This is a genomic window from Amycolatopsis sp. FBCC-B4732 (assembly GCF_023008405.1).
GTDB classification, from domain to species: domain Bacteria; phylum Actinomycetota; class Actinomycetes; order Mycobacteriales; family Pseudonocardiaceae; genus Amycolatopsis; species Amycolatopsis pretoriensis_A.
This window is the reverse complement of record NZ_CP095376.1, coordinates 2,224,947-2,248,918: the sequence shown is the minus strand read 5'-3', so window position 1 is coordinate 2,248,918 and position 23,972 is coordinate 2,224,947. Positions and strand designations below refer to the sequence as shown.

General features: G+C 72.5%; 22 protein-coding genes. 13 read left to right on the top strand and 9 right to left on the bottom strand.

Features of this window, described 5'->3' with window-relative positions:
* The first annotated feature begins 51 nt into the window (after nucleotides 1–51).
* Nucleotides 52–477 carry a hypothetical protein gene (locus MUY14_RS09620; protein WP_247022570.1) on the top strand — a complete coding sequence of 142 codons (426 nt, stop codon included), beginning with the start codon at nucleotides 52–54 and terminating at the stop codon, nucleotides 475–477.
* 26 nt (nucleotides 478–503) lie between these two features.
* Here the strand turns inward: MUY14_RS09620 and MUY14_RS09615 are convergent, their stop codons facing one another.
* Nucleotides 504–749 carry a hypothetical protein gene (locus MUY14_RS09615; protein ID WP_247022568.1) on the bottom strand — a complete coding sequence of 82 codons (246 nt, stop codon included), beginning with the start codon at nucleotides 747–749 and terminating at the stop codon, nucleotides 504–506.
* Entirely contained in the window at nucleotides 746–1,102 is a 357-nt protein-coding gene (locus MUY14_RS09610; protein WP_247022566.1) for a hypothetical protein, read from the bottom strand. The genes MUY14_RS09615 and MUY14_RS09610 overlap by 4 nt, the downstream gene beginning before the upstream one ends.
* A gap of 80 nt (nucleotides 1,103–1,182) precedes the next feature.
* Here MUY14_RS09610 and MUY14_RS09605 point away from each other — a divergent pair, with 80 nt between their 5' ends.
* The 4 genes from MUY14_RS09605 to MUY14_RS09590 all read left to right on the top strand — a co-directional run bounded on the left by MUY14_RS09605 (nucleotide 1,183) and on the right by MUY14_RS09590 (nucleotide 7,520).
* Nucleotides 1,183–3,849: a LuxR C-terminal-related transcriptional regulator gene (locus MUY14_RS09605; protein ID WP_247022565.1), complete on the top strand. Its 2,667-nt coding sequence runs from the start codon at nucleotides 1,183–1,185 to the stop codon at nucleotides 3,847–3,849.
* 106 nt (nucleotides 3,850–3,955) lie between these two features.
* The gene (locus MUY14_RS09600; protein WP_247022564.1) at nucleotides 3,956–4,360 is read left to right on the top strand and encodes an SHOCT domain-containing protein; all 405 of its coding nucleotides are present in this window, start codon (nucleotides 3,956–3,958) and stop codon (nucleotides 4,358–4,360) included.
* Nucleotides 4,357–5,187, top strand: coding sequence for a potassium channel family protein (locus tag MUY14_RS09595; protein WP_247022563.1), 831 nt, complete (start codon nucleotides 4,357–4,359; stop codon nucleotides 5,185–5,187). Before MUY14_RS09600 ends, MUY14_RS09595 begins: the two co-directional genes overlap by 4 nt.
* A gap of 518 nt (nucleotides 5,188–5,705) precedes the next feature.
* Entirely contained in the window at nucleotides 5,706–7,520 is a 1,815-nt protein-coding gene (locus tag MUY14_RS09590; protein ID WP_247022562.1) for a glycoside hydrolase family 15 protein, read from the top strand.
* 12 nt (nucleotides 7,521–7,532) lie between these two features.
* On the opposite strand, the gene MUY14_RS09585 is transcribed toward MUY14_RS09590, so the two are convergent.
* A complete protein-coding gene (locus MUY14_RS09585) occupies nucleotides 7,533–7,970 on the bottom strand; it encodes a DUF6069 family protein (protein WP_247022561.1) in 438 nt (145 codons plus the stop codon).
* 269 nt (nucleotides 7,971–8,239) lie between these two features.
* On the opposite strand from MUY14_RS09585, the gene MUY14_RS09580 reads away from it, so the two are divergent.
* From MUY14_RS09580 to MUY14_RS09565, 4 genes are all read left to right on the top strand, one after another.
* Entirely contained in the window at nucleotides 8,240–9,715 is a 1,476-nt protein-coding gene (locus tag MUY14_RS09580; RefSeq protein ID WP_281506273.1) for an APC family permease, read from the top strand.
* Complete coding sequence (locus MUY14_RS09575; protein WP_247022560.1) at nucleotides 9,712–10,158, top strand: hypothetical protein; 447 nt, start codon at nucleotides 9,712–9,714, stop codon at nucleotides 10,156–10,158. Before MUY14_RS09580 ends, MUY14_RS09575 begins: the two co-directional genes overlap by 4 nt.
* Before the next feature lie 5 nt (nucleotides 10,159–10,163).
* Nucleotides 10,164–11,543 carry a dipeptidase gene (locus MUY14_RS09570; protein WP_247025091.1) on the top strand — a complete coding sequence of 460 codons (1,380 nt, stop codon included), beginning with the start codon at nucleotides 10,164–10,166 and terminating at the stop codon, nucleotides 11,541–11,543.
* A gap of 67 nt (nucleotides 11,544–11,610) precedes the next feature.
* Nucleotides 11,611–12,825, top strand: coding sequence for a cytochrome P450 (locus tag MUY14_RS09565; protein ID WP_247022559.1), 1,215 nt, complete (start codon nucleotides 11,611–11,613; stop codon nucleotides 12,823–12,825).
* A gap of 153 nt (nucleotides 12,826–12,978) precedes the next feature.
* On the opposite strand, the gene MUY14_RS09560 is transcribed toward MUY14_RS09565, so the two are convergent.
* The 6 genes from MUY14_RS09560 to MUY14_RS09535 all read right to left on the bottom strand — a co-directional run bounded on the left by MUY14_RS09560 (nucleotide 12,979) and on the right by MUY14_RS09535 (nucleotide 18,329).
* Nucleotides 12,979–14,238: a cytochrome P450 gene (locus MUY14_RS09560; RefSeq protein WP_247022557.1), complete on the bottom strand. Its 1,260-nt coding sequence runs from the start codon at nucleotides 14,236–14,238 to the stop codon at nucleotides 12,979–12,981.
* Nucleotides 14,235–14,843, bottom strand: coding sequence for an ATP/GTP-binding protein (locus MUY14_RS09555; RefSeq protein ID WP_247022555.1), 609 nt, complete (start codon nucleotides 14,841–14,843; stop codon nucleotides 14,235–14,237). Before MUY14_RS09555 ends, MUY14_RS09560 begins: the two co-directional genes overlap by 4 nt.
* Nucleotides 14,824–15,183, bottom strand: coding sequence for a DUF742 domain-containing protein (locus tag MUY14_RS09550; RefSeq protein ID WP_247022554.1), 360 nt, complete (start codon nucleotides 15,181–15,183; stop codon nucleotides 14,824–14,826). Before MUY14_RS09550 ends, MUY14_RS09555 begins: the two co-directional genes overlap by 20 nt.
* On the bottom strand, nucleotides 15,180–15,599 hold the full coding sequence (locus tag MUY14_RS09545) for a roadblock/LC7 domain-containing protein (protein WP_247022552.1): 420 nt from the start codon (nucleotides 15,597–15,599) through the stop codon (nucleotides 15,180–15,182). The genes MUY14_RS09550 and MUY14_RS09545 overlap by 4 nt, the downstream gene beginning before the upstream one ends.
* 63 nt (nucleotides 15,600–15,662) lie before the next feature.
* Nucleotides 15,663–17,027 (bottom strand): sensor histidine kinase KdpD, encoded by a 1,365-nt coding sequence (locus tag MUY14_RS09540; RefSeq protein ID WP_247022551.1) that lies wholly within the window; start codon nucleotides 17,025–17,027, stop codon nucleotides 15,663–15,665.
* A 246-nt stretch (nucleotides 17,028–17,273) separates the two neighbouring features.
* Nucleotides 17,274–18,329, bottom strand: coding sequence for a helix-turn-helix domain-containing protein (locus tag MUY14_RS09535; RefSeq protein ID WP_247022549.1), 1,056 nt, complete (start codon nucleotides 18,327–18,329; stop codon nucleotides 17,274–17,276).
* 136 nt (nucleotides 18,330–18,465) lie between these two features.
* Here MUY14_RS09535 and MUY14_RS09530 point away from each other — a divergent pair, with 136 nt between their 5' ends.
* The 4 genes from MUY14_RS09530 to MUY14_RS09515 all read left to right on the top strand — a co-directional run bounded on the left by MUY14_RS09530 (nucleotide 18,466) and on the right by MUY14_RS09515 (nucleotide 23,961).
* The gene (locus tag MUY14_RS09530) at nucleotides 18,466–19,074 is read left to right on the top strand and encodes an AAA family ATPase (RefSeq protein ID WP_247022548.1); all 609 of its coding nucleotides are present in this window, start codon (nucleotides 18,466–18,468) and stop codon (nucleotides 19,072–19,074) included.
* A complete protein-coding gene (locus tag MUY14_RS09525) occupies nucleotides 19,071–20,732 on the top strand; it encodes a LuxR C-terminal-related transcriptional regulator (RefSeq protein WP_247022546.1) in 1,662 nt (553 codons plus the stop codon). The genes MUY14_RS09530 and MUY14_RS09525 overlap by 4 nt, the downstream gene beginning before the upstream one ends.
* 136 nt (nucleotides 20,733–20,868) lie before the next feature.
* Nucleotides 20,869–22,197, top strand: a complete 1,329-nt coding sequence (locus MUY14_RS09520; protein ID WP_315863282.1) for a glycoside hydrolase family 6 protein — start codon at nucleotides 20,869–20,871, stop codon at nucleotides 22,195–22,197.
* Between the two features lie 330 nt (nucleotides 22,198–22,527).
* Nucleotides 22,528–23,961 carry a non-reducing end alpha-L-arabinofuranosidase family hydrolase gene (locus tag MUY14_RS09515; protein WP_247022542.1) on the top strand — a complete coding sequence of 478 codons (1,434 nt, stop codon included), beginning with the start codon at nucleotides 22,528–22,530 and terminating at the stop codon, nucleotides 23,959–23,961.
* The last annotated feature ends 11 nt before the right edge of the window (nucleotides 23,962–23,972 follow it).

The window sequence follows — 23,972 nt, the reverse complement described above, 5'->3', positions numbered from 1 at the left end:
GCTCCGCCGGGGCGGACCGGAAGAGCCGGAGCCGGTTCCGCCCGGGCGGGGGTGCCCGTCCGGCGCCGGGTCGCCGAGGGGGCCCTCGCCGCACTGCTTTCGGGCTGTGCGGCGGGCACTCCGCCGACCGGCTCGGCGTCGGCCGTGCCGCCGGTCTCGCGTGCCGCCCTGGCCCCGTGCGCGGACCTGTCCGCCACCGAGACCGCCGTGAGCGACACGGCCCGGTCGTTCGACCGCGGTTCGGCGGGAGCGGACCAGGTCCGCGTGGCGGCCACGGCGCTCGCCGCGATCGTCTCGGCCCGGCTCGCCGAACCCCGCCCGCCCGCGGGACTGACCGATGTGGACCACGCGCTCACCCGGCTGCGGGCCGCCGCGGCGCTGCGGCCCCCCGACCGGGCGGCCGTGCGGACCGCGGCCGGGGGAACCGTGACGGCGCTCCGGACGGCGGTGGCGCGGTGCCGCTCCGGCGGCCGGTGACCCGGGTGGCGGGACGGGCCCGGGCTTCACGGAATCCGGCGGCGCTCCTGACGCGGGAGTTCCCGCACCCGGTGCACGGAGTCCACTCGCATGCCGAGCGCTTCGAGCTTGCGCAGGATTCGCGGCAGGCAGCCTGGATCGGCCACGGTGCCGAACACGATGGTGTCCGGGGGAACCGGCACGACGAGCACGTCCCGGAATTCCGCGACGGTCTCCGTCACCTGTTCGGGAATGCGGCCGCCGCAGCGGAAGACGTAATCGGGCCCGTTCACCGGCCGTCCCCCGCCCGCCCGGCCCGGCCCGCGGAAAACCACGCACCGGCGATGAGCACGGCGTCGAGCGCGATCACCGCGACGGACCACGAGTGCGAGGGCAGGAAGACCAGCCGCGCGACGAGGTCGAGACCGGCGCGGATGCCGAGCCGCGCCGAGGTCACCGGCACGCACGCCGCGAGCGCGACCGCCGAACAGAGCAACACGGCCTCGATCCCGACCCGGCCGGTCCGCACCAGGTCGAGCACCACGAGTTCGCCCGGCCCGATCCACAAGAACCGCGTGACGGCGAATCCTCGCTTCGCCCGCTTGCTGACCGGCCGGTTTTTCCAGGAATATCCAGGATCGTTCACGCGCCACACCATTCTGCGCGCGGCGAACGTTTTCCTCGCCCGGAAAGGGTGAGCCGTCCGACCACGAAGAAGGAGGACGCATGAACCCCCGCCAGGAAGTTTCGGCCCGAAGACGGGTACCGGCGACCAAAGTGAGCATTCCCGTTCCCCGCGGCGATCGCGTTTCCCGACCCCGATTGTTCGCCCTGCTCGACGACGCGAGGGACGCCGCGATGGTGTTCGTCGGGGCGCCGGCCGGATTCGGCAAGACGACACTCCTCGCCGGCTGGGCCCGCCAGCGCGGGCGAGGTGCGGTCGCCTGGCTGACCGCCGACGCCGACGACAACGATGACCGCCGGTTCTGGTCGGCGGTCCTCGAGGCGCTCGGCGGCTGCCTCCCGGTTCCGGCCGCCAGCCCGCTGCGGCACCTGGCGGTCCCGCCCGAACCCGGCACCGACCTGGCGTTCCTGGCCCAGGTGGCCGACGCGCTGGACGCGCTGGCCCAGCCGGTCCTGCTCGTCCTCGACAGCGCTCAAGAAATCACCTCGCCGCGCACCTGGCACGGGCTGCAGACCCTGCTCCGCCACCAGCCGGCGGGCCTGCGCCTGGCGGTGTCGAGCCGGCGGGAACCACCGCTGCCGCTGGTCCGGGCGCGGCTGGCGGACCGGCTGGTCGACATCGGCGCCGATCGCCTGCGGTTCTCCGCCGCGGAGGCCACGGCCTTCGTCGAGACGACCGGGCCCCGGATACCGGCGGACCAGATCAGCCTGCTCGTCGCCCGGACCGAGGGCTGGCCGGCCGGGCTGCGCCTGGCCACGGCTTCCGCGGCCAAGCACGGCAGCCTGCGCGACTTCTTCGCCGGCCGCGACCAGGCCGTGCTGGACTACCTGACCGACGAGGTGCTCGCCCCGCTGACCGACGCCCAGCAGGACCTGGTGCGGGCGATGAGCGTCTGCGACGAGGTCCCGGCCGGGCTCGCGGCCGCGCTCACCGGCCGGCCGGACGCGGAGGTGGTGCTCCGCGAACTCGGCGAACCGGCCCTGCAGGTGGTCCGGTCCGCCGGGACCCCGCCGGTGCACCAGCTGCCGTCCCTGCTGCGCACCTACCTGCGGGCCGAGCTGCTGCGGCGGGCCCCGGACCGGACCCGCACCCTGCACGCGGCGGCGGCCCGCTGGTTCGCCGACAGCGACCGGCCCGCCCTCGCCCTGCTGCACAGCATCCGCTCGGGGAACACCACCCGCGTCGGCGACCTGCTGCACCGGCACGCCGTTTCGTTGTTCCTCGGCGGTGACCACCGGGTGCTGAGGCTGGCGCTCGCCGTGCTCGACGACCGGCGGGTCCCGGCGGATCCGTTGCCCGCCCTGGTTTCGGCCGCGCTGTGCCTGGAGACCGGCGAGACGTCCACCGCCGGTCTGCAGCTGGCGCGGGCGGAGGCGGCGTGGCCGGACCGGCCGTCAGCGGAGCTGACCGTCCTGCGGCAGCTGGCGTACTCGCGGCTCGCCCAGCTCGACCGCAGCCCGGCGCAGGCCGTCCGCGCGGCGGAGCAGATCGACGAGAGCCTCGCCGCCGGGACCCCGCTGGCCGGTCTCGCCACCCTCCACCGGGCGGGCACCCTCGTCGCCCGCCACGGCAACGGGGCGGCCCGCGAAGCGGTGGTGCGGGTCCTCGGTGCCGCCGAGGAGCAAGGGCAGGACTTCACCATCACGCAGTGCCTCACGGTGCTGGGCGGCCTGGCCGGCTTCGACGGCGACTACCAGGTGATGGAGACGCTCGCCCGCCGGGCGGAGAGCAGGCAGCCGATCCACGACCCGCAGCGGTCGCTCCCGGCGGCCCAGGTCGGCGCGATGCTGGCCTACGGTGCCTTGCTCCGCGGCGAACCGGCGGACTGCGTCGACCAGGCCAAGCGGATCGGCAGGCTGCTCGGTGCCGCACCCGCCCGGGCGGCCCGCAACCTGCGCCTGTTCGCCGAAACCCTGCACGGCGCCGCCGAATTCGAACTCGGCGGCTGGCACGCCGGGCTGCGGCGGATGCGCCGGGCCCGCGCGCACCTCGGCGCCGGCCGGGCCTGCCCGCCCGAACACGCGGCGCTGTGCGCGGTGCTGGAACACCGCGCGGCCCTGCGGCTCGGCGCGGCCGGCCAGGCCAGGGAGACCGTTCGCTGGGCCCAGCCGCTGCTCACCGGCTCCGGCGAGCTGCTCCTGCTGCGAGCCCGGACCCAGCTGCGGCTCGGCAGGCACAGCGCGGCGAGTTCGGTGCTGCGCTCACTGGCGGACGGCGAAACACCGCTGCTGCTGCCGTGGGTGGCGATCGAGGCCTCGCTGATCGGCATCCAGGCCGCGCTGGCGGCCGGTGCGCCGGAGCGGGCCGCGCGGTTGCTCGGCTCCGCGTTGCGCGCCGCCGAACCCGCCGGCGTCCGCTTCCCCCTGGTCTTCGCCCCGCCGGACGTGCTCGAGTTCCTGACCAGCAGGCTCGGCGGTTTCGGGACGAGCGAACGGTTCGCGGGCGAAGTCCTCGCGCTGCGCCGCCGGCTGAGCACCCCGGCGATCCCGGCACCGCTGACCGAACGCGAACGCAGCGTGCTGCGCCTCTTGCCGACGCAGCGGTCGATCGACGAAATCGCCGAAGACCTCACCGTCTCCCCGAACACCGTCAAGACCCACGTGCGCGGGATCTACGCGAAGCTCCACGTCCGCAGCAGGCGGGACGCCGTGGCGATCGCCCTCCAGCGCGGCCTGCTCGACACCGACGTCACCGACTTCACGGTCTGACGCCCGCTCGCCTCACCCGGCGTGGGTGAGGCGAGCGGGCCCGGGATCCGGTCGAGTGAGCCGGGCACGCCGCCGCGTGCCACCCCGAATCCCGTGAGGAGACCCCATGACACTGGCGAGCGCGGAATACCCCTTCCTCGATCTGATGTGGACGATGCTGGTGTTCTTCGGCTGGGTCGCCTGGTTCTGGCTGCTGTTCGTCGCACTCGGCGACCTCTACCGCAGGTCGGAGGTGTCCGGCTGGGCCAAGGCGGGCTGGACGGTGCTGGTCATCGTGCTGCCGGTCCTCGGCGTGCTGCTCTACCTCGCCACCCAGGGCCGGCACCTGAACCGGCGGCGCCAGGACCGCGAACTGGCCGCGCAGCAGAGGTTCGAGCAGTACGTCCGGTCCGTGTCCTCTGTGGAGCGCACGAGCGCGGCGCAGATCTCCGAGGCCCGGCGGTTGCTGGAGCAGGGGATCATCGACGACGCGGAATACCACGAACTCAAGCGGAAAGCGCTCGCGCGTTGACCGCGCCGCGGCGATGGCGGTTCGTCCACCTCGCGGTGCTCCGGCCGCTGCTCACCGTCACGGCGCTGGTCTGCCTGTACTACCTGCTCCCGGTGGACCAGGCGGTGCGGCCGTGGACGATGGCCGTGTTCACCGGCGGCCTCGCCGTGGTGGCCCTGCTGGTCGTCGGCGAGGTGCGGATGATCCTGCGATCACCGTTCCCCGCGTGGCAGGGAGCACAGGCACTGGCCCTGATCGTCCCGCTGTTCCTGCTGCTGTTCGCCGACCTGTACTACGTGCTCGGCCACGACCGCCCCGGTTCCTTCGACGTGGGCCTGACGCGCACCGACGCGCTCTACTTCACGGTCACGGTGTTCGCCACGGTCGGTTTCGGTGACATCGCCCCGGTTTCGGCCACCGCGCGGGCCTTGGTGACGGTGCAGATGGTGGCCGACCTGGTGGTGCTGAGCGTCGTACTGCGCGTGATCGTGACCGCGGTGCAGCGCCGCCGTTCGTCCACAAGGGACAGTTCAGTCCGACGCCGGCAGCAGCACGGCGGCGATCAGCCCGGCCACGGCCGCGACCCCCACGGCGGCGAGGGCCGGCGCGGTACCCACCGAGGAGCCCAGGTGGGACACACTGCGCGAGACCCCCGAGATGCCGCACTGGGCCGCATCCGGCCGGCGCGGCTGCACCAGGTCCACCGGCGCGGTCAGCATGACCCCCACTCCGGAGCCGGCCCGCACCAGGAGCAGCACGAGGGCCAGGCCGGCGAGGGTGACGACGAAGCCCGCGCGGCCGAGCCGGCGCCGGGAGTGCCGCCGCGCCGGCCGTCCCGCGACCGCTGACGACGCCAGGATGCCGATCGTCGCGAACAGCCACAGCGGTGACACCCCGCCGGCCGGCCGCACCACCCCGCCGACCGCGAAGGCCGCGCGGGAGACGAACCAGCCGTAGGTGCCCGTCTGCAGCACACCGAACACTACGAAGAACAGGCCGACCGCGCCGGCGACGTCGAACGGCTTGCGGTCACGCGGTTTCGGCGGCTCGGTGAGCTGCCACGCCAGCACCACGATCACCCCGACGAGGAGCATCTGCAGGGAAGCACCGCTTGCGGCCCAGGTCGTCGCCGATCACGGTCGTGCCGATGTCCGCGGCGATCACGCTGACCGCAACGGTCATGGTGGTCGCGGCGAACTGGGCGAGCGCCAGGGCAGCACGGTCATCGGCGGGCCTTCCGGTCGGCGTGCCGCACACGGTGCCGCGATGGCGCCCCGGCCACCTCACCCCGCGCGGATGAGGCAGCTCACGACCGCTCCGGCGACGGTGATCACGACCGCACCGGGCGCTTTCCCTGGAGGAGACCATGACCGAAACCGCGATCGCCGAACACGGCCTGATCGGCGACCTGCAGACCGCCGCGCTGGTCACCACCGATGGCTCCATCGACTGGTTCTGCCACCCCCGCTTCGACTCGCCGTCGGTCTTCGGCGCCCTGCTCGACGACGAGCGCGGCGGCCGGTTCCGCATCCGCCCGGCCGGCGGCTGGACCAGCACCCAGGTCTACTACCCGGACACCGCCGTGCTGATCACCCGGTTCTGCGGGGCGGACGGGATCGGCGAGGTGGTCGACTTCATGCCGCCGCTGGACACGGCCGCCACCACCACGCACCGGATCGCCCGGCTGGTCCGGTGCGTCCGCGGCCGGATCGCCTTCGACGTGCTGGTCGCGCCCCGGTTCGACTACGGGCGCCGTCCGCACCAGGCGATCCTCGCCGGCCACGGGGCCGTTTTCGTCGCGCGGGAGATGTCCCTGGTGCTGCACGTGGTCCGCGAGCCCGGCGACGAGCACCTCGCCGAGGCGCGCGTCGAGGCCGGCGACGTGCACGTGCGGCTTTCCCTGTCCGCCGGCCAGGTCCGCGGCCTCGTCCTCGAAACGGACGCCGCCAAGCCGCCGCGCGACATCCGCCTCGCCGAGTTCACGGAACTGTTCGACTCCACTGTGGACTGGTGGCGCGGGTGGCTGGCGAAGTCCACCTACCGCGGCCGGTGGCGGGAAATGGTGGCCCGCTCGGCGATCACGTTGAAGCTGCTCACCTACGCGCCGACCGGCGGGCTGGTCGCCGCGCCCACCCTCGGCCTGCCCGAACAGATCGGCGGCAGCCGGAACTGGGACTACCGCTACACCTGGGTCCGGGACGCGTCCTTCTCGGTTTCGGCGTTGCTCGGGATCGGCTTCACCGAGGAGGCCGCCCGGTTCGGGAGCTGGCTGGGCGACCGGATCCGCGAAGGCGACGGCGCCGCCTCCGGCCCCCTTTCCGTGCTGTACCGCGTGGACGGGACGACGGACCTGCGGGAGGAAAGCCTCGCGCACTGGTCCGGCTACCGCGGGTCGAGTCCGGTGCGGATCGGCAACGACGCGGCCGGGCAGGTGCAGCTCGACATCTACGGCGAAGCGCTCGACAGCGTCTTCGCCGTCGAAAGCGCCGGGTTCGGGCTCCCCCACCGCGGCTGGGTCGCCGTCCGCGCGGTGCTCGACTGGCTCGGTGAGCACTGGGACCAGCCCGAGGAGGGCATCTGGGAGACCCGGGGCGGCCGGCAGTGCTTCACCTACGGGCGGATGATGAGCTGGGTCGCGTTCGACCGCGGCATCCGGCTGGCCCGGACCCGCGGGCGCCCGGCGCCGGTCGAGGACTGGACCTGGCAGCGCGACAGCATCTACGACCAGATCCTGAACCGGGGCTGGCACCGGACGCGGCACGCGTTCGTCCAGCACTACACCGGCGACGAACTGGACGCTGCCCTGCTGCGGATGCCCCGCAGCGGCTTCCTGCCTTCCCGGGACCCGCTGTGGCTTTCGACGCTCGACGCGATCGAGACCGACCTGGTCACCGACAGCCTGGTCTACCGCTACGACCCCGCCGCTTCGCCGGACGGGCTCGCGGGCGACGAAGGCACGTTTTCGTTGTGCAGCTTCGCCTACGTCGACGCGCTGGCCCGCGCGGGGCGGCTCGAGGACGCCCGCTCGGCGTTCGAGAAGATGCTGACCTACGCCAACCACGTCGGTCTCTACGCCGAGGAAATCGCCCCGACCGGCGAGCAGCTCGGCAACTTCCCGCAGGCCTTCACCCACCTCGCGCTCATCGACGCCGCGGTCACGCTCGACGCCGCCCTCGGCTGACCGGCCACCGGCTCAGCCCGGCGCGCGGACCGCCGCCCGGGCGACGCCGGACAGCGTGCCGGTGATCACGAGACCGACGAAGAGGTTCCCGGCGGCCGTCACCAGCCGGGTGCCGGAGTCCGCATCGAGGCTCACGGGCACCACCACGGCGATCGCGGTGAGGAGCAGCGTGATCCCGGTGAAGAAGGACATCGCGCGGGGCGTGCAGATCAGCAGCAGGTGCAGCAACGCCGTCGCGGCGAGCGCGGCCGCGGCGGCGCCCCCCGCGTAGACCGCCGCGCCGATCGAGTCCCAGACACCCCGCTCGACCGGCGCCAGCACGGGCACGCCGAAGATCCCGTGCGCGACGACGAAAACGACGACGGCGGTCAGTGCGGCGACCAGCGCCGTCGCGCCGCCGCCCGCCCACAGGCGGCCCGTCGCGATCCTGGGCCGGGCTTCTCCGGTCATGGTGCCCTCCGTGATCTTCCGCTCGACGGCGTCACGGAAGCACGTCCGGGCGCCGCCGGGCTCCTCCGCTCCGGGTGAGACAGGGCGGTGCGCGGCGCGGACCCACCGCCCGCCGAGCCGCCCCGGTCTCGCCCGCAACGGGTGACCCGGCCGGGCCGGGCACCCCACACGATTGACCACCACACACCGCGGACGAGCCTGGGGAGGCCGACAGCCATGACCACCGCGAAACCCAGCCGAGCCCTGCCCGACCCGGCCGGACCGGCGTCGTGAACAGCCCGGACGTACCGGTCGGGACCGCGTCACCGCCGCCGCCCGCCCCGAACGCCGGCCGCGCCCGGCCGCGGTCCGCCGCGTGGATCTCCTGGATCGCGCTGGCGCTCATGACGACCAGTTCCGTCGCGAGCCTGCGCCCGTCCCCGACGATGGCGGTCTACGGTCTCGCGGCCGTTTTCCTCTACGTGGTCCCGGCGATCGTGTTCCTGCTGCCGACGTCGCTCGTCTCGGCCGAGCTCGCCTCGGGCTGGCCGGGCGGGGTCTACAACTGGGTGGCGCTCGGGATCTCGAAGCCGATGGGCTTCCTCGCGGTCTGGTGCCAGTTCGCGATGACGATCTTCTACTACCCGAGCCTGCTCGGGTACGTCGCGAGCACGCTCGCGTACGTCTTCGACCCGGAGCTGGCCTCCAGCGGCCTGTGGACCGCCGCGGTGATCGTCGTCGCGTACTGGTCGGGGGTGTGGATCTCCGCGCGGGGAACGAAAGGCGTGGCCGGGCTCGCCGGCGGCGGGCTGATCATCGGGACGCTCGTCCCCGGGGCGCTGCTGGTGGTGCTCGGCCTCGTCTTCCTCGGGCAGGGGCACCCGTCCGCGGCGCCGATGTCGGCGGGCAACCTGCTGCCCGCGTGGGCCGGGCTGGCGAGCCTCGTGCTGATCGTGAACAACTTCCTGTCCTACTCGGGCATGGAGATGAACGCGGTGCACGTGTCGTCGCTGCGCAAGCCCGCCAAGGAGTTCCCGCGCTCGATGTTCCTCTCGATGGGACTCGTCCTGCTGATCTTCGTCCTGCCCGCGCTGGCGATCAGCTGGGTCATCCCGGCCGACCAGCTTTCCCTCACCGCCGGGGTGATGCAGGCCTTCGACGCGGTGTTCGCCAACTTCGGCATCCAGTGGCTCACCCCGGTGATCGGCGTCCTGCTCGTCATGGCGTCGCTCGGCGGGATGCTGACGTGGCTGGCGGGCCCGTCGAAGGGGTTGCTGCTGATCTCCCGGCAGGAGGGCTACCTGCCGCCGTTCCTGCAGCGGCTGAACAAACAGGGCGTGCAGCGCAACATCCTGGTCACCCAGGGCGCGATCACGACCCTCATCGCCCTGCTCTACGCGTTCATCCCGGACGTGTCCAGCGCGTACTGGATCTTCTCGGTGATCACCACCCAGGTGTACCTGATCATGTACCTGCTGATGTTCATCGCGGCGGTGCGGTTGCGGCGCAAGTTCCCCGACCACCCCCGCGGCTACCGCGCCCCGATGCTGCTCGGCCTGTGCGGAATCGGCTTCTGCGCGTCACTGGCCGCGCTGCTGGTCGGCTTCGTCCCGCCTTCGCAGTTCGGCTCCGGCAGCCCGTGGGTGTACCTCGGCATCGTCGCGGGCGGCGCGCTCGGGCTGGGCCTGCTGGTGCCGTACCTGTTCTACCGGCTGCGAAAGCCGTCTTGGCGGCAGCCGGCCCAGCCCGAAGGGAGTCAGTCGTGACCACAGTGGACGAACGGTCGTCCCGGCGGCACCGGGTGCTCGGCTACCTCGTCGCGGGAGTCGTGACGGGTGCGCTGCTGGTGGCCGGATCGCTGCTGTACCACTCCGCCCGGTCGGACGCCGAAGCCGGCGCCAAGGCCGATCAGCTGATCGCCCGGCTCGGCCAGGCGGGCGCCCGGGTACCGGCGCACGACCAGGTCGTCCGGCTGCTCGGCACCGACGGCGGCGCCATCTGCGTCGACCCGGCGTCCGCGCTGACGCGGGCGACCAGTGACAGCGGGATCTCCAACGGAGCGGGCGGGCCCGGCGCCCGGCCCGTCCGCTCCCCCGCCACCGTCGTGCGCGGGGAGACGTTCGTCGTCGAGATCTACTGCCCCGGCAAGCTCGGGGCGTTTCAGGACTACGTCCGCGGACTGGCCTTCGCCGGGGCGGTGAACCGGTGAACGCGATGGATCTGCGCGACCGGGTGAACGCGCTCATGCCGCGGGCGCGGGAGGAACTCGCGCACCTCGTCGCGATGCGGTCGGTCGCGGACCCGCGCCAGTTCCCGCCCGAGGAGTGCCGGCGCGCCGCGACCTGGGTCGCCGACGCGTTCGCCGAGACCGGGTTCGCCGACGCCCGGCTGGTGGACACGCCGGACGGCAGCCAGGCCGTGCTCGGTTCCCGCCGCTGCGCCGCGGAAAACGCGCCGACCGTGCTGCTCTACGCCCACTACGACGTCCAGCCGCCGCTGGACGACGACGCCTGGCGGACGCCGCCCTTCCGGCTGACCGAAGTGGACGGACGCTGGTACGGGCGCGGTGCCGCCGACTGCAAGGGCAACATCCTCATGCACCTCACGGCGTTGCGCGCGCTCGGCGACGACCTGCCCGTCCACCTCAAGCTGGTGGTCGAAGGCTCCGAGGAGCAGGGCACCGGCGGGCTGGAGGCGTTCGTTCCCGAGCACGCCGAGCTCCTGCGGGCCGACGCGATCCTGGTGTGCGACACCGGGAACGCGGCGGTGGGGCAACCGGCGGTCACGGTGAGCCTGCGCGGCATGGTGAACGCGGTCGTCTCGGTCGAAGCGCTGCCGTCCGCGCTGCACTCCGGCATGTTCGGCGGCCCCGCCCCGGACGCGCTGGCCGCGCTGGTGACCGTGCTCGCGTCCCTCCGCGACAGCGAGGGCAACACCACGGTGGACGGGCTCGCCCACGACGGCACCTGGCCCGGCGCGCCCTACCCGGCGGCGCGGTTCCGCGCGGACATCGGACTGGCCCCCGACGCCGTCCTGCCCGGCGACGGCGAGATCGCGGACCTGCTCTGGGCGCGGCCGGCGGTGACGATCCTCGGCATCGACTGCCCGCCGGTCGTCGGCTCCGCCGCGGCCATCACCCCCCGCGCACGGGCGAGGCTGAACCTGCGCATCCCGCCGGGCGTCGAGCCGGACGAAGCCGCGCACGCGCTGACCGAGCACCTGCGCGCGGCCGCACCGCGGAGCGTGCGCCTGTCGGTGGAGATCGAGGCGGTGGGCCCCCCGTTCCGCCCCGCCATCGACGGCCCGGCCCACCGGGCGATGGCCGACGCGATGCAGGCCGCCTACGGCCGCCCGATGAGCCTGCTCGGCCAGGGCGGCTCGATTCCGCTGTGCACCGTGTTCGCCGAAACCTGTCCCGGCGCCGAGCTGCTGCTCATCGGGGTGGAGGAGCCGCAGGCTCTGATCCACGCGCCCAACGAAAGCGTCGCACCATCGGAAATCTCGGCGATGGCACTGACCGAAGCGCTGTTCCTGCAGAACTACGCGGCTTCCCGAGTTGCTCCGTGGGGCACCGGCCGATTTTACGCACAGTGACCAAGTCTTTCGCAGTAGCAACTATTCCCGTTAACCTGGCGGCTTGACCACTGAGCGAAGGAGTCACGTGACTTCAGCAGGGCACGCACCGGACATCCTCTCTCCGGAGTTCGCCGCCGATCCGTACACCGCCTACGACCTGATGCTCGAGCACTCACCGGTGATCTGGCACGAGGGAATGCAGAGCTACATCGTTTCGCGCTTCGACGACGTGTCACGCGCCTTCAAGGAAGGCACGTTCACCACCGAAAACTACGGGTGGCAACTGGAACCGGTGCACGGTCGGACCATCCTGCAGATGAGCGGCCGCGAACACTCGATCCGCCGCGCGCTGGTGGCGCCGGCGTTCCGCGGCAACGAACTGGAGCAGAAGTTCCGCCCGGTGATCGAACGCAATTCCGCGCAGCTCATCGACACCTTCCGCGGCCGCGGTTCGGCCGACCTCGTCGGGGACTACGCCCGGCACTTCCCGATCAACGTCATCGTGGACATGCTGGGCCTCGACCCGAGCGACCACGAGCGGTTCCAGCGGTGGTACACCGCGATCATCGCGTTCCTCGGCAACCTCAGCCAGGACGAGGCGGTGACCGCCGCCGGGCTCGAAACCCACGACGAGCTGGCCGCGTACATGCTGCCGATCATCCGCGACCGCCGGGCGAACCTCGGCGACGACCTGCTCTCGACGTTGTGCGCCACCGAGGTGGACGGCACCACCATGAGCGACGAGGACATCAAGGCGTTCTGCAGCCTGCTGCTGGCCGCGGGCGGCGAGACCACCGACAAGGCGATCGCCTCGCTGTTCCGCAACCTGCTGGAGCACCCCGAGCAACTGGCCGCGGTGCGCGCCGACCGCGAGCTGATCGCGAAGGCCTTCGCCGAAACCCTACGCTACACGCCGCCGGTGCACATGATCATGCGCCAGCCCGCGGAAGACGTCGAGATCGCCGGCGAGACGATCCCGGCGGGCAGCACGGTGACCTGCCTGATCGGCGCCGCGAACCGCGACCCGCGCCGCTTCGCCAACCCCGGCGCGTTCGACATCTTCCGCACGGACCTCCCGACCGACACGGCCTTTTCCGCGGCGGCCAGCCACTTGTCCTTCGCACTGGGCCGCCACTTCTGCGTGGGAGCGCTGCTGGCGAAGACGGAGATCGAGGTGGGCGTCAACCAGCTGCTCGACGCGATGCCGGACCTGCGCCTGGCCGACGGCGCGGCGCCGGCCGAGCGAGGGGTGTTCACCCGCGGCCCGGCTTCCCTGCCGGTGACGTTCACCCCGGCGTAGGAACACGCGCCCGAGCTTCGTCGGCCACGGCCTGGGGAAGCGCCCCCAAAGTGGCGTTGGTTGCGTCCAACGCACCGAACGCCACATTGGGGCGCTTGGGGCCGGCCGGTGAACTGCCGGTGACGTTCACCCCCGCCTAGCCACCGAGACAGGTCACCACGCCCCCGGTCCACCGACGTGGACCGGGGTGAAGGTCACCGGCAAGCTCTCCAGCCCGCGCATCCACACCGACGGCCGCCACACCAGCTCGCCCGCCGGAACAGCGAGTTCCAGGTCGGGCAGGCGGTCCAGCAGGACCTCGACCGTGGTCCGGGCGATCACCTCGGCCACTTCCGGTGCCGGGTAGGGACATCCGTGCTCGCCGTGGCCGAACGACATGTGGGCGTGGTTGCCGAGGGCGCCGTACGCCGCGTCCGGGCGCGCGTGCGGGTCCGCGTTGCCGGCCGCCAGGCCCAGCACGAGCAGGTCGCCCTGGCGCACGCGGACGCCGCTGAGCACGGTGTCGCGGGACGCGAACCGACCGATGAAGTTCTGCGTGGGCGTGTCGTGCCACAGCACCTCGTTGAGGGCCTGCCCGACGCTGCCCCGGCCGCCCGACAGCGTCATCGCGAAGCGGCTGTCGGTCAGCATGAGCCGGATCGTGTTGCCGATCCAGTTCGCCGTCGGCTGCTGGGCCGCGGCGGTCACCACCAGCAGGTCCTGCACGACCTCGTCGTCGGTCAGGTCCGCCGGGTGCCGCATCATGGTCGTGGGGACGTCGGCGCCCGGCCGCTCGTGCTTCACGCCGACCAGCCGCGCCATCGCCTCCTGCACCCGGACGTACGCGGGCAGCGCCTCGGGGCCGACGTCGAGGGACAGGGCGACGTCCCGCACCAGGGCCGGGGCCTCCGAGTCGGGCATGCCGTACATCTTCGCGATCGCCAGCAGCGGCGCGCGCTGCGCGAACTGGGCGATCAGGTCGGCTTCGCCGCTACCCGCGAATTCGTCGATCAGGCTGTCCGCGATCCGTTCGCAGTGCGAGCCGAGGTCGAACTGGTCGACCGCGGACAACGCGTCGCCGATCGCGCCCGCCCGCCGGCGGTGCTCCGCGGCTTCGGTGAACATCACCGACGGGTTGTGCATGACGTAGGGCAGCAGCGGCCAGTCGTCGGGGACGTTGTCCCACTGGTTCCACCGGCGGCTGTCGCGGGCGAACAGCTGCGAGTCCTGGCACACCTGGTGGATCTCGCGGTAGCCGGTGAGCAGCCAGGCGGGGATGTCGCCGTCGAGCAGGACCGGGACGACGCCGCCGTACTCCCGCCGGATCCGGGCGTACAACGCCGCGGGATCCTTCTGGAACTCCGGTCCGTACAACCGGACCCGGTCCGCGGCGGGGACCGTCTCCGGCGGGGTGCTGGTCTGGAAACCGGTCACGATGCGCCCTCCCGGACTTTGGACAGGGTGTAGAGGTGGTCGACGAGCGAGATCAGCACCTGCTTGGACGAGTCCCGGTCGCGGGCGTCGCAGTCGACGAGCGGGACCTCCTCGGCCAGGTCGAGCGCCGCGCGGACGTCGTCGAGGCTGTGCTTCGGCGGGCCGAAGTTGTTGCGGGCCACGATGAACGGCGTCCCGTGGTGCTCGAGCCGGTCGATCGCGTACCACGAGTCGGCCAGCCGGCGGGCGTCGACCAGGACGACCGCGCCGAGGGTGCCGGCGAAGAGGCTGTCCCAGAGGAACCAGAACCGTTCCTGGCCGGGCGCCCCGAACAGGTAGAGCACCATCTGCTCGTCGAGGCTGATCCGGCCGAAGTCGAACGCGACCGTGGTCGTCGTCTTGCCCTGCACCCCGCGGGTGTGGTCGACGCCGATGCCGGCCTGCGTCATCGTCTCTTCGGTGCTCAGCGGCCGGATCTCGCTGACCGACCGGACCATCGTCGTCTTCCCGACGCCGAAGCCGCCGACGACGACGATCTTCAGGCCGTCACTCGCGCTGTCGGCCAGTGGCTGCCGTTCTTCTACTTCAGAGATTGCGGAGTCCAACGAGCACCTTCTTGAGGAATTCCGAGTCGGAGGTCCGTCCCGCGGCCTGGGCCGACGACGGATGTCGGGCGGACACCTTGCCCGTGGCCAGCAGGTCCGCGAGCAGAATCTTGAGCACACTCACCGGCAGCGCGAGGTAGGACGACAGCTCGACGACGGACGTCGGCTTCTCGGCGATCCGCAGGATCCGCACGTGCTCGGACTGCATCCCCGCGGACGGCTCCGATTCGCTGACGATCAACGTGACGAGGTCGAGGTCGATGTCGTCCGCGCTGCTGCGTCCCCCCGTGACCGTGTAGAGCCGGTCCGGGTCTTCTCCGTCGAGCGCCGAACGCGTCACGAAGCCGGTTGGTCGGCCGCCGCGAACCGCGGCGGAGCGGTGAACACCGAGCCGATCTGCTCCACCAGCTCGTCCATGTTGTGCCCGATCAGGCCGACGTCGGCGTCCTCGGTGGCGATCACGGCCAGGTGCGAGCCGACCCCGGCCTCGACGATGAAGAGGATCCCGCCGTGGAACTCGGTCATCGAGTTGCGCACGCCGCCGGTGCCGTCGCCGAACTCGACCGACGCGCCGTGCGCCAGCGCCTGGACCCCGGCCGCGATCGCGGCCAGCTGGTCGGCGCGGTCGACGGTGAGTCCCTGCGTGTGGCAGAGCTTCAGGCCGTCACGCGACAGCACGAGGGCGTGACACGCGCCGGCGGTGTTGCCGACGAGGTTCTCGAGGAGCCATTCGAGGCTCTTGTCCGAATCAGTCATCGAATCCGGGGACCGGGCAGGCGGGTCCCCTCGCTCCAATCTGGCGGGGTCGGGTGTGGGAGGTCACGCGTCTTCGCCGGTCTCCGCCGGGGTGGCGGCGCGGTGCGACGGCGTGGGACCGCCGCTGCGCCGCTGCTGGAAGGCACCGAACCGGGAACCGGTGTCCCGCTCGGCCCGGGCCGTGCTCGGCGTGGGCGACGGCGGCCGGCGCGACGCGGCGGTCAGCGTCTGCCCGCGCGAGCGCTTCGGCAGTTCCGACGGCTCGATGAGGTCGCCGGTGATTTCGTGGCTCGTGTCGGGCCCCGGCCACGCGACGGCGGCGGGCTGCTCTTCCTTCTCCGGCAGGACATCCGGGCGCGGCTGCGTGATCAGCTGGGTCGGGATCCGCATGACGACCCCGATCCCGCCGCGCGAGGACGGGCGGAAGAAGACGTGCAGCTGGTGCTTGCGCGCCAGGCAGCCGACGACGGCGAGCCCGAGCCGCGTCCCCGACATCGCGGTCAGGTCGAGCGGCTCGTCGAGGGACACCGCGCGCTCGGCGCGGACGAGGGCCTGCGCCTTCATCCCGAGGCCACCGTCTTCGATGGTGATGACTGCCCCGTTGTGCAGATCTTCGACATAAACGTGCACTTCTTCGGACGGCGCCGAGAACTTCGTGGCATTGTCCATCAGTTCGGCGAGCGCGTGCATGACGTCTTCCGCGGCGTAACCGACGACGGCGACCCCGCTCGCGGAATGCACGCGAACCCGCTGATATGCGCCGATGCGGCCGAGCGCACCGCGCAGGATGCTCTCCATCCGGATCGGTTTCGTCCAGCGGCGGCCCGAGCGCGCGCCGGTGAGCACGGCGATGCTGTCGGCGAGCCGGCCGGCCTGCGCGGTGGTGTGGTCCACCTTCAGCAGATCCCCGAGCATCGCGTCGGAGGACCGGTTCTCCATTTCGCGCAGGTCCGCGAGGGTGCTGGTCGCCAGCGCCTGCAGCCGGCCCGCGGCGTTCGCGCAGGCGGCGGTCGCGGCGGCGCGGCGGCGTTCACCGGTGGCGATCTCGTCGATCAGCAACCGGAGGGTGCGCTCGTGCAATTCGTCGGCGGGACGCGGGATTTCGGCGAGCACGCTGTCCGCGGCCGAGCCGCTGCGCAGCCGCCGGACCGCCTCGGGCACCGTCCGATCGAGCAGCCAGGCCAGTTCACGGCTGCCCGACTGCGCGGATTCGCGCACCTGCCCGGCTTCGTCGCGCGCGGCCTCGGCCTGCGCTGCCGCCCGCGCGACCTGGTCACCCCGGCGCAGGGCGAAGAACACGGCGACGCAGGTGGCGATCCCGGTGACCGCACCCGCCACGGCGACGAAGATCGCCTGCCCGCCCGAAACCAGCAAGGACACGGTGGTCCAGATCGCCCCGGCGACAACGGCGGTGACCAGCACTCCCATCACGGCCCGGCCGACCGACTCACGTTCTTCCCGATGCTGTGCAGGCGATCGTTCCGACATCGCTCCACTTCCCCGAGTCCGATTGGTGCCCGAACAGTACTCCGTACGCCGGGGAAGATCACGGGCCGGTTTCGCTTCGCGGGGAAATACTCGTTCCGGTCTCCGGGCACGAAGATCAAGAGGCGATTTCGTGCCCGGACACGATTCACGTCCGGGGATGTCCTTGTGCTTTCCGCAAAGGCAGTGCTATATGCCGACGCGGTCCGCGCGCACCGCAATGCGCAGGCTCAACCGCTCCTCGGGGTCCTCCAGGCGACTGCCGAACAGGGCCTGCAGCCGGCGCGTGCGGTTGCGGGCCGTCTGCGGGTGCACCCCCAGCCGTGCGGCGATCTCCGGTGCGCCGCCCCGGGCGTCGAGCATGGCGTGGAGCGTCACGACGAGCTTGTCGCGCGTTTTCGGTGGCAGGCCGGACAGTGGCGCGAGGCTGCGCGCGGCGAGGGCGCCGGTGAGCGATTCGTCGGCGAGCAGGCAATGGGTCACCACGTGGTCCGTCCAGTGGACGACCGGGTCGCGGGCCGCCAGGCCGCGGCGGCGCAGGTTCCACGTCCGCCGGGCCCAGTGCAGCGACGTCGCCGCCTGGGCCGGTGGCACGGCCGGGCCGGTCGCCGCGGGCGTGCCGCCCACGACCCGGCCGGGGTCGGTGTCCGCGGGCAGCACCAGGTACGGGCTCGCGGCGCTCAGGTCGGCCAGCACCTCGGCGCCGAACGGGCCGACGCACGCACCGGGCGCCACGACGACGGCAACGACGCGCTCCGGCACCGGCCAGTTCGCGCGCCCGGCCAGGTCGGCCCACCCCTGACCGGCGAGGAGCGCGTGCAGCAGGTCCGCGCGCACGTCGGTGACCGCCGCGCGCTGCGCCGCGCGGTAGGCCTCGGTCGAGAGTCCGATCAGGACGTCGACGCAGCGCAGCACCGCCTCCACACCCGACCCGACGACGCCGGCACCGGCGCGGTGGCTCAACGCGGCCACGACCGGCAGGGCGCTCAGGCCGCCGGCCTGGTAGGCGCGGACGAGCCGGTCGAGTTCGCCGCCCGCCGCGTGCTCGGCGACGCCGGCCCGGCGGAAGGCGCCCGCCCCGGACGAGGTGCCCGCGCGGGGATTCGCCACCAGGGTGCCGGCGAACGCCGTGGCGTCCGCGTCGAACAGCGGCGCGTGCTCGGGCACCGCGTGCCGGACGCCGGCCACGATCGCCCGGGCGATCGCCGCCGCGGCGGGGCCGGGAATCGGGTGGGACGTGGTCATCGTCGACCTCCGGAGCGGAGCGGGCATCGCCGGGCGCGCCGAGTCTGCTCGGCGGACCCCGCCCGACGCGTCGGGAGAACTACGTATTCGTCAACCCAAGTGGACACCCGCACCGGATTCGATCACGATGTGTGCGGTGGACGACCACGGCGCGGTGGAGCTGGGGCAGCTGACGAGCTACGTCGGCCGCACCGGCGACGAGAACGACGTGCGCGGCCTGCTCGAAACGGCCCGCCTGGTCACCCTCACCGGCCCCGGCGGAGTGGGCAAGACCCGGCTCGCCGGCCGTGTCGCCAGCTCGATGACCCACGCCTTCCCGGACGGCGTGGTCGTGGTCAGCCTCGCCGAACTGAGCGAAGCGAGCCTGCTCACCCGCACGCTGGCCGACTGCCTCGGCCTGCACGACACCGCCGGCCGGCCGGTCCGCGACGCCGTGGTCGCGCACCTGCGGGACCGGCACGTCCTGCTGCTGCTGGACAACTGCGAGCACCTCGTCGACAACTGCGCCGGCCTCGTCCTGTCCCTGCTCCGGCGCTGCCCCGGCGTCCGCGTCCTGGCGACCAGCCGCAGTTCGCTCGGCGTCGCCGGGGAGCACGTCCTGCCGGTCGCGCCGCTGGCGGTGCCGCCGGAGACCGCCGGGACCCCGGAGCTGGCGATGGCCTACGACAGCGTCCGGCTCTTCGCCGACCGGGCGGCGGCGGTGCTGCCGTCGTTCCGGCTCACCGGGGACAACGTCGCCCGGTGACGGAGGTGTGCCGGCAGCTGGACGGGCTGCCGCTCGCCGTCGAGCTGGCCGCCGCCCGCATCCGGGCCTTGTCGCCGCGCCAGATCGCCGACCGGGTGAGCGCGAGCTTGACGTTGCTGACCACCGGGGCGAGGTCGCTGCCCGAGCGGCACCGCACCCTGCGGGCGACCGTCGAAGGCAGCTACGCCCTGTGCACCGACCTCGAGCGGGAGGTCTGGGAGCGTTGTTCGGTGTTCGCCGGTCCGTTCGAGCTGCCGGCCGTCGACGGGCCCGCCGACGTCCTGGACGCGGTGGACGGCCTGGTCGACAAGTCGGTGCTGCTGCGCGTCGAGGGCGCGGCCGGCGTCCGCTACAAGATGCTGAACGCCCTGCGTGAGTTCGGTCAGGAACGGCTGGCCGAGACCGGCGTGGCGGACGTCGCGGCCCGGCGGCACCGCGACTACCACGCCCGGCTCCTGGAGCAAGCGGGCGCCGAGTGGCTGGGTCCCCGGCGCGACGACTGGTTCGCGCGGCTGTCCGCCGGCCACGCCGACATCCGCGCGGCGCTGTCGTGGTCACTGCGTACCGGCGGGGAAGCCGTGATCGCGTTGCGGATGGCGACGAGCATGCTCGAATACTGGCTGGCCCGCGGTGCCGTGTGGGAGGTCCGGGAGTGGACGGACCGGGCGCTCGCGGCCATGCCCGCCGAGGCCGCGGGCCGCTCCCGGGGGCAAGCCGTCGCCGCGCTGTGCTCGGCGTTGCACGCGGACCTGCCCGGAGCGCGACAGCGGCTGGCGCGGGCCGAGGCCGTCCGCGACGAAGACGCGGCGCCCTACCTCTGCCACGCGCGGGCGTTCGTCGCGATGCTCGCGGTCGAGCCGCACGCCATCGAGCACGCGGCCGAAGCCGTCCGGCTGTTCGAGGCGCGCGGCCAGGTCCGGCAGCAGCTGCACCCGATGTTCATCCAGGGCGTGTCGATGGCCTACCGCGGCGACCTCGCGGGTGCGCGACGGCTGCTCGAAGGCATGCGGCGATTGTGCGAAGCGGCGCAGGACGATTCCTACCGCTCGATGGCGTTGTTCGGCCTGGGCGTGGTGGAAGTCTGCTACGGCGGTGACCTCGGCACCGGGGAACGCGCGATCCGCGACGCGCTGGACATCGATCTGCGCGGCCCCGATCTGCTCTCCGCGGCGTACCGGGTGGACGGCTTGGCGTGGGTCTCGGCCCGGCGCGGGGACTGGAGGCGGGCGGCCCGGCTGTTCGGCGCGGCGGCGGCGTTGTGGGACCAGTGCGGATCCGAGCCCGACGTGGCCGTCGCCCTGCCGCACCGGGAAGCGGTGAAGGCCGCCCGCGGTGCGCTCGGTGACGCGCGGTTCGAGGAGCTGTCCGGCGAAGGGCACCGGGCGAACCTGCACGACGTGCTGGCCACCGAGCGCCCGCCGACCGGCGGAGTCGTGGTGCTGCCGCCGTTGACCCGGCGGGAGTCCGAGATCGCCGGGCTCGTCGCGAACGGACTGACCAACCGGGAGATCGCCGTGCACCTGGTCATCTCGCGGCGGACCGCGGAAACCCACCTCGAGCACATCTTCACCAAGCTGCGGCTGGGCAACCGGACCCAGGTCGCGATCTGGGTGAACGAGCAGCTCCGCCACGACGACGACCTCCGAAGTGGACAGTAGGACGACGACCGCAGGCACCCGGCTGCCTCTTTCCCGATTCAGCCCGTCCGGCTACAGTGCTGGACTGATGGGAGCGCTCCCAGCACTTTCGTTCCGGCGATCCGTTCGAAGGAGAAAGTGCATGCGAAGCAGGACAGTGACAGCCGGCGCGCTCGCCGCGCTGGCCGTGACCGGGGTCGTCGCCACGACCACGTGGGCGGGTGCGCAGGCGGCGGGCTCCGCGTTCTACACCGACCCCGGCACCAACGCGGCCAAGTGGGTCGCGGCCAACGCCGGCGACTCGCGCGCCGCGGTCATCCGCGACCGCGTGGCCGCGGTGCCGCAGGCGAGGTGGTTCACCACCACGAACACCTCGGCGGTGCGCGGCGAGGTCGACGCCTACACCGGGGCCGCGGCGGCCGCCGGGAAGATCCCGATCCTGGTCGTCTACGACATCCCCAACCGCGACTGCGGCGGCGCCAGTGGCGGCGGCGCGCCGTCGCACGACGCCTACCGGGCGTGGATCGACCAGGTGGCGGCCGGCCTGGCCGGGCGCCCCGCGGCGATCGTGCTCGAACCCGACGTGCTCGCGCTCATGACCAGCTGCCAGAGCGGCGACCAGCAGAGCCAGACGACCGCGTCGATCGCGTACGCGGGCAAGCGGCTCAAGGCCGGCTCGTCCCAGGCGAAGGTGTACTTCGACATCGGCCACTCCGCCTGGCTCTCCCCCGGCGACGCCGCGGCGCGGCTGCGGGCCGCGGACGTGTCCAACAGCGCCGACGGCATCTCGACCAACGTGTCCAACTACCGCGCGACCGGCGACGAGGTCGCCTACGACAAGGCGGTCCTGGACCAGGTCGGCGACTCGCGGCTGAAGGCCGTGGTCGACACGAGCCGCAACGGCAACGGGCCGCAGGGCAGCGAGTGGTGCGACCCCGCCGGCCGCGCGATCGGCACCCCGAGCACCGACCAGACCGGCGACAGCCGGATCGCCGCCTTCCTCTGGGTCAAGCCGCCGGGTGAGGCCGACGGCTGCCTCGCCACGGCCGGCCAGTTCGTCCCGCAGCGGGCCTACGACCTCGCCGTCGCGGCCGGCCCGGTGCCGACCACCACCCCCACCACTCCCACCACTCCGACGACTCCGACGACGCCCACCACCACGACCCCGCAGCCCTCCGGCGGCTGCAAGGTCACACACCGGGTGGTCAGCACGTGGTCGACGGGGTACACCGGCGAGATCGTCATCGAGAACCGCGGGACGTCGGTCGACCACTGGACGCTCACCTTCTCCGCCCCGGGCGTGACCGTCAGCCAAGGCTGGAACGGAACCTGGACCGACACCGGCGACGTCGTCCAGGTCGCCAACGCGGCGTGGAACGGAACGCTGGGCACGGGCGCCACCGCCACGATCGGCTACAACGCGAACTACACCGGCAGCGCACCGCCCTTCGGGTCGCCGACGTTGAACGGCGCCTCCTGCGCCTGAGTTCCCCCGCTCGAACCCCCTCCGGGGCCGATCGTCCCGGAGGGGGTTCTCGCGCGCCGTAGCGCCCGGGCGCGGTCTCCGGTATTCTCGCGAAACTTTCGGAATCCGGCTCGGCAAAAGGACATCCGGACCCCGCGCGCATGTAACTTTCACGACGGTTTCGTCCTTTGTGGACACAAGATCGCACCCCTGAGGTGCGCCGCCACCCGGACCGGCGGCCGGCTTCCCGGAACCCCGGCCGCACCGATTGACAACCGTCGACGCGGAAGCTCAGGCTGTCCCGCGGATGTTAGCGATAACAGTCAGGCAGCTGACCGGGAGAAGGTCGACATGAACAGACGAAGCACGAGCCGCAGGATCGCTGCGCTCGCCGCCGCGGTGACGGTCACGGCGGCGGTGGTGACCGCGGTGACGCTGGGGGCGGGGCCGGCCTTGGCCGACTCCACCGGCGCCCTGCACGGCGTCGGTTCCGGCCGGTGCCTGGACGTCCCCAACGCCAACCAGACCGACGGCACCACCCTGCAGATCTACGACTGCTCGGGCGGCGCGGGCCAGCAGTGGACGTCGACGGCCGCCGGCCTGCTGACGGTGTTCGGCTCCAAGTGCCTCGACGTCCCCGGCGGCGCGACCGCCGGCACCCGCGTGCAGATCTGGACGTGCCACGGCGGCGCCAACCAGCAGTGGCGGCTCAACTCCGACGGCACGATCGTCGGCGTGCAGTCCGGGCTCTGCCTGGACGTCACGGGGGCCGGCACGGCCAACGGCACCGCGGTCACGGTGTGGACGTGCCACGGCGGCAGCAACCAGAAGTGGACGGGCCTCTCGACCACCCCGACGACCCCGACCACCCCCGGCGGCACCTGCTCGCTCCCGTCGACCTACCGCTGGTCCTCGTCCGGCGTGCTGGCGACACCCAAGAACGGGTGGGTCTCGCTGAAGGACTTCACCAACGTCGTCTACAACGGCAAGCACCTCGTCTACGCGTCGAACGTCTCGGGCTCGACCTACGGCTCGATGGCCTTCACGCCGTTCACGAACTGGTCCGACATGGCCTCGGCCGGCCAGACCGGGATGAACCAGAGCACCGTGGCACCCACGCTGTTCTACTTCGCGCCGAAGAACATCTGGGTGCTCGCCTACCAGTGGGGTGCCTGGCCGTTCATCTACCGGACGTCGAGCGACCCCACCAACCCCAACGGCTGGTCGTCGCCGCAGCCGCTGTTCACCGGCAGCATCTCCGGCTCCGGCACCGGCCCGATCGACCAGACCCTGATCGCCGACGGCTCGAACATGTACCTGTTCTTCGCCGGTGACAACGGCAAGATCTACCGGGCCAGCATGCCGATCGGCAACTTCCCCGGCAGCTTCGGCGCGAACTACACGACCGTCATGAGCGACTCGACGAACAACCTCTTCGAAGCGGTCGAGGTCTACAAGGTCCAGGGCCAGAACCAGTACCTGATGATCGTCGAGGCGATCGGGGCGAACGGCCGCTACTTCCGTTCCTTCACCGCCAGCAGCCTCGGCGGTTCGTGGACCCCGCAGGCCGCGAGCGAGAGCAACCCGTTCGCCGGCAAGGCCAACAGCGGCGCCTCCTGGACCAACGACATCAGCCACGGTGACCTCGTCCGCACCAACCCCGACCAGACCAAGACCATCGACCCCTGCAACCTCCAGCTCCTCTACCAGGGCAAGTCCCCCAACGCGAGCGGCCCGTACGACCAGCTCCCGTGGCGGCCGGGCCTCCTGACGCTGCAGCGCTAGCGTCCCGGGCA